Raw genomic sequence first — 4,828 nt, 5'->3', positions numbered from 1 at the left:
TGCCATCGAGACGCCGGTGTCCCTGTTTCCAATTGAGCTCCCACGACGCCAGCGTACGGGAGGGAATGCCGGCCTCTTTCTCCAAACCCTCCGCCGCCTTGCCTGCAAGCGCACCACCAACGACGTTGTATCCGGCCAATTTCCAAGCCTCGCGGGCTGACTTCATCATCGTGGTCTTGCCGGCTCCTGCCCGGCCCACTATCGCTGCAATCCGCTCCGATCCTGCCACATGTCCAATGGCAGTACGCTGTTCTTCCGACAGCCTATCATGCCGGGCAAAGACGGTTTCCAGGACTTTCGCCGCAACCGCGAACCCGTCCCTTCCCGAAAGCCAGTTTGCGCGGGAAATCATTTCGGCTTCGAGTCTGATCATCGCACGCGTCGTGAGGCGCGCGGGAACCCGTGCCCCGGTCGCAAAGTCGATTGTCTCGTCAGTGAGTTTCAGGCAGTCAGGGCTTTCCGTAATCCGCGCCAGAAGCCACTGGAAGCGCTCGGGATCGTCGACATAGCGATGCAAGATCTTGGCGATATCGCGCTGATCGAAGACGCTTCGTTCGGATGTGATGATATCGAAAACGAGTTCAGGCCTGTGCTCGATCCGAACGGCGTTCTTTTTCCGTTGGGCCTCATGCAATTCCAGCCGTTCGAGATCGATCCTGGTTCCCGCATCGCCCGCCTTGCGCTGCAGCGCCTTTGCCGCAACGCCGATATGGGTTGTCGGCGCGATGTCGATGCTGCGTTCGGCGTAGGACCGGCCATCGACACGGATTTCGAGACCGGCCATCGTCAGATGCTGGTTTTGGAGATCGAGCCATCTCTGCCGCTGTTCGAGGAATTCCGCCTTCTCGCCGGACCAAAGTTTGTATTGGATTTTCCCGGTTTTGGTTCGAACCAGATCTCCATCCGGGCCAATCACCGCGACCTTCTTGGAACCGAACCCGTCCTGGGTGAGCGGACGCAATGTCGTCATCAGATGGATATGCGGATTGCCGGGATCGTTATGGAAGACCCAATCGGCCACTTGCCCGCGAGCGAGCACCTGCTCTGAGACGAACTGCTGGACGAGCGCGATGTTCTGGTCGCGAGTAAGCTCGACGGGCAAAGCGACAATGAATTCCTTGGCGAGCTGGGCGTCGTTGCGTTTTTCGAATGCCTCTACCTTGTTCCAGAAGGCTTCCGCTGCCCCGGCAACCGAACGATCGGCGATCATGTCCAGCGCCCATTTCGGAGCATCGGCGGGTAGCAGGAATTCTTCGTGGGCCAGGTTCTTCTTGTTTGAATAGTCGACGGTGCGCGCTTCCGCCTCGTGGCTCATTTTCGCGCAATGGCGATAGGCTGCGGACAGAACGGCGCTGCGGCCATTTCCACGGGAAATAAGCTGGGGTGTAAAATGCGTGATCGCCACGGTTCATCAGGCTCCTGCGAGACAAGTTCATCCTTGTTCCGCAGGCCGCCGCCCCGGCCCGACTGGGGCCGCGGCGAGCCACGTCGCCCCAGCGACGTATTACTGCGCCCTTGGACGCATTCCTTCGGAACGCTGGGATGATCTCTCAAAGCGTCGGATCTGCCGACCCGGCATTTCTGCCGGGATGCGCTTCACGCGCTCCCGGGCGATTCTCCTCATGCCTTCGGGGCATTCGTGACAATCGGGAGCAAACGGAATGAAGAAGCCACCATCCAGAATCAAAGAAGAGATCGCCAAGCTCCAGGAGCAGCTGAAGGCCGCAGAGACGCGTGAGGCCGAGCGGATCGGCCGGATCGCGCTCAAGGCCGGGATTGGCAAAGTCGAAGCCGACGAGGGCAAGCTGCTGACGGCGTTTGAGGACCTGGCCAAACGGTTTCGTGAGCGCGGCAGCGAGATCCGGAAAGTCCCTCCCGCGCAAAACCCGTCTGGCGCGGCTTCGCGCGCAAATAGCGAGGCTTGAGCGCATGCGACAAGCAAGCCAATCGGAAAAGCGCAGGAAGGACACGCGCGAGAAAATTCAGCTCGGCGGCCTGATTGCCAAGGCAGGCTTGCGCTACGAGAAGCGCGCGCTCCTGCTTGGCCTTCTGATCGACGGCACGCGGCGGATCGAAGGCGACGAGAATGAGCGAGAACGGTTGATGGCGATCGGAGCGGAGGCGTTTTCAGATGACACCGAGTAAGCTCATTCTTCTGCTCGCGCCTGTCGGCATGATGATCGCGGTCTGCATCGGGTTAAAAGGTTCCGAAGCCTGGTTGGCGCAATTTGGAAATTCGGTTGAGACGCAACAGACGTTTGGGCGGATCGGCATCGCCATACCCTATGGCCTAGCCGCGGGTCTCGGCATCGTTTTCCTGTTTGCAGCGCGCGGAGCAATGGCGATCAGGTTCGCCGGCTACGGTGTTCTGACCGGTGCAATTGCCGTGATCGCCGTTGCCGCGACGCGGGAATTTAGACGCCTCAGCGGTTTTGCAGATACGGTTCCGGCGGGACACAGCCTGCTCGAATATGCCGATCCTTCGACCGGCATCGGCGCAATCCTTTGCTTCGTCGCCGGCATGTTTGCATTCCGCGTCGCTCTCAGTGGTGATGCAGCGTTCGCGACAATGAAGCCGCGGCGGATGACGGGAAAGCGCGCAATCCACGGATCAGCCGACTGGATGTCCGTCGCCGCCGCCAAGAATATGTTCTGTGAGGGTGGCGGTATTGTCCTTGGCGAGGCATATCGCGTCGACCAGGACAGTGTGGCGAACCAACCATTCCGGGCCGACGTCGAGGATACATGGGGCAATGGCGGGAAGTCATCGCTGCTCTGCTTCGACGCCTCGTTCGGATCAACGCACGGACTGGTCTTTGCCGGATCGGGCGGGTTCAAGACCACTTCGGTAACGATCCCTACGGCGCTCAAATGGGGTGGAGGGCTCGTTGCGCTCGATCCGTCAAACGAGGCCGCACCCATGGTGATCGATCAGCGGCGGCGTGCTGGGCACGATGTTTTCGTGCTCAGCCCCAAGGACGCTTCGGTCGGGTTCAATGTGCTCGACTGGATCGGCAGGTTCGGCGGTACCAAGGAGGAGGATGTCGTCGCCGTCGCTAGCTGGGTTGTGACCGATACCGGACGTCAGACTTCAATGCGCGACGACTTCTTCCGCGCCTCCGCCCTGCAACTCATCACCGCGCTGATCGCCGACGTCTGCCTGTCAGGGCATACGGAAAAGGAAAACCAGACGTTGCGCCAGATGCGCATGAACTTGTCCGAACCTGAGCCCAAATTGCGCGAGCGATTGCAGAGGATCCACGACAATTCAGAATCCGCATTCGTTCGAGAGAACGTCGCCGCCTTCGTCAACATGACGCCGGAAACCTTCTCCGGTGTTTACGCCAACGCGATCAAGGAAACACACTGGCTGAGCTACCCGAACTATGCTGCACTCGTTTCAGGTTCGAGTTTCTCGACCGATGACATCGCCGGCGGCAGAACCGACATCTTCGTCAACCTCGACCTTAAAACACTGGAGGCCCATCCGGGGTGTGCCCGCACCATCATCGGCGCGCTTCTCAACGCCATCTACAACCGAAATGGCGAGATCAAAGGCCGCACCCTGTTCCTGCTCGATGAGGTGGCTCGGCTCGGCTACCTGCGTATTCTCGAGACCGCGCGCGATGCCGGTCGTAAATACGGCATCAGCCTGCTTCTGCTTTTTCAGTCGATCGGCCAGATGCGCGAAACCTATGGTGGTCGTGACGCCGCATCGAAATGGTTCGAGAGCGCCTCATGGGTATCCTTCGCCGCAATCCACGATCCCGAGACCGCCGACTACATCTCGCGACGCTGCGGCAATACCACGGTGGAGGTCGACCAGTTGAGCCGCACATCGCAGATGTCGGGGTCGTCGCGAACGCGCTCCAGGCAGTTGGCGGCACGGCCTCTGATATTACCGGAAGAATTGCTGCGCATGCGCGGGGACGAGCAGATCGTGTTCACCTCGAGCAATCCGCCGCTCCGCTGCGGGCGCGCCATCTGGTTCCGGCGCGATGACATGAAATCGGTCGTTGCGACAAACCGGTTTCACAAATAACAATCCTCGGCAATGTAGTGAATGGAGTCGCCCGTCGCGAACGGCAAGAACTGGATCAACTTCTCCGTCGCGGTACCTAATACTCTGATCCCCTGCTTGTCAGAGATCGCGATCTGTCGACAATGGATTGCAACTGGAGGGGACCATGTCGTTTCTCAAATGGCTGTTTGGCAAATCGAGTACGAGAGATGGAGACGCTCGATCGAGTGCGGAAGGCTGGGTGATTTCTGAGAACGGCAACCCGACGATGGTCGATGGCCAAATTCGCATCACCGTCTTTCCTCAGGACCGTGGTTGGAAGTTCTGCATTGCCGATGTCGATGACCGGGATGACCCATATTTCTCTGATGTCTATTCCACTGAAGTAGCTGCGAAGGAGGAAGCGCTCGCGCATCTCCGCGGTGAGCCTCCCTTCCATGAGCCGTTATCTGCATCACGCACTGAAGATCGTCGCGATCAATGGGAAGCGCATATTCGCGCTCGAGCAGTTCTAATTGAGGAAATACAGAAGCTTCTTTCGGAGAACCCGGAGCTTGGCATTACCGCCTTGCGTAAACCGGAAACCAAGGTGTCGAGCCACCTCAAACAGCTGAAATGGCAGATCGCCGAGTACCAACGTGCGGGCGTGTCGGCCTCCATGATTGCTCAGTCTAAGCGCCAAGAGGCTTTTCTTTCGGGACTCGCAGACGAGATCGGCGAACGGATAAAGGCAAAGCAGGCGCAGCGCCCGGCTCGCAAGCCGCCCGTCTCGGACAGTCAGTTGTCGCCCGATCTGGCTGGAAAGGT

At 59.3% G+C, this 4,828-nt stretch carries 5 protein-coding genes; 4 read left to right on the top strand and 1 reads right to left on the bottom strand.

The annotated features are described in order from the left end of the window. Positions 1–1,405: MobA/MobL family protein (locus tag ABJN75_RS00805; protein WP_348435909.1), on the bottom strand; the 1,405-nt coding region annotated here is incomplete at its 3' end. Positions 1,406–1,661: 256 nt separating this feature from the next. On the opposite strand from ABJN75_RS00805, the gene ABJN75_RS00800 reads away from it, so the two are divergent. The 4 genes from ABJN75_RS00800 to ABJN75_RS00785 form a co-directional block, all read left to right on the top strand. Further along, positions 1,662–1,925, top strand: a complete 264-nt coding sequence (locus ABJN75_RS00800) for a TraC family protein (RefSeq protein ID WP_348435907.1) — start codon at positions 1,662–1,664, stop codon at positions 1,923–1,925. A 4-nt stretch (positions 1,926–1,929) separates the two neighbouring features. Next, positions 1,930–2,145, top strand: coding sequence for a type IV conjugative transfer system coupling protein TraD (traD, locus tag ABJN75_RS00795; protein WP_035522480.1), 216 nt, complete (start codon positions 1,930–1,932; stop codon positions 2,143–2,145). Further along, complete coding sequence (gene traG, locus ABJN75_RS00790) at positions 2,132–4,042, top strand: Ti-type conjugative transfer system protein TraG (RefSeq protein WP_348435904.1); 1,911 nt, start codon at positions 2,132–2,134, stop codon at positions 4,040–4,042. Before traD ends, traG begins: the two co-directional genes overlap by 14 nt. Before the next feature lie 145 nt (positions 4,043–4,187). Beyond that, a partial coding sequence (locus ABJN75_RS00785) for a hypothetical protein (protein WP_348435902.1) occupies positions 4,188–4,828 on the top strand: 641 nt, incomplete at its 3' end.

It is taken from the genome of Hoeflea sp. (genome assembly GCF_039975035.1).
Lineage (GTDB): Bacteria > Pseudomonadota > Alphaproteobacteria > Rhizobiales > Rhizobiaceae > Hoeflea.
The sequence above is the reverse complement of the archived record's forward strand: the minus strand, read 5'-3'. Positions and strand labels throughout refer to the sequence as shown.

Excerpts from the sequence above, each read along its gene's own strand:
- traD (WP_035522480.1), top strand. The coding sequence starts at position 1,930 with ATGCGACAAGCAAGCCAATCGGAAAAGCGCAGGAAGGACACGCGCGAG.
- traG (WP_348435904.1), top strand. The coding sequence starts at position 2,132 with ATGACACCGAGTAAGCTCATTCTTCTGCTCGCGCCTGTCGGCATGATG.
- ABJN75_RS00800 (WP_348435907.1), top strand. The coding sequence starts at position 1,662 with ATGAAGAAGCCACCATCCAGAATCAAAGAAGAGATCGCCAAGCTCCAG.